Annotated in this window: 1 pseudogene; it reads left to right on the forward strand. The window is 74.3% G+C overall.

From position 1 onward, the window contains the following. Positions 1 to 452: pseudogene (locus SKC42_RS27475) on the forward strand (hypothetical protein); the annotation flags it as partial.

Here is a 452-nt window from a genome sequence, read left to right on the forward strand (position 1 = left end):
ACCGGCTCGACTGGTTCCACGGGTGCGACCGGCTCGACTGGGGCGACTGGTTCCACGGGTGCGACCGGGGCGACTGGCCCGACCGGCTCGACTGGCTCCACCGGGGCGACGGGTGCGACTGGCCCGACCGGCTCGACTGGCTCCACCGGGGCGACGGGTGCGACTGGACCGACTGGCCCGACCGGCTCGACTGGTTCCACCGGGGCGACGGGTGCGACTGGCCCGACCGGACCGACTGGTTCCACGGGTGCGACCGGCTCGACTGGGGCGACCGGCTCCACGGGTGCGACGGGTGCGACTGGCCCGACCGGCTCGACTGGTTCCACGGGTGCGACCGGCTCGACTGGGGCGACTGGTTCCACGGGTGCGACGGGTGTGACTGGCCCGACCGGCTCGACTGGTTCCACCGGGGCGACGGGTGCGACTGGCCCGACCGGCTCGACTGGTTCCAC

Source organism: Mycobacterium sp. 050134 (assembly GCF_036409085.1).
In the GTDB taxonomy this organism is placed as follows: Bacteria; Actinomycetota; Actinomycetes; order Mycobacteriales; family Mycobacteriaceae; genus Mycobacterium.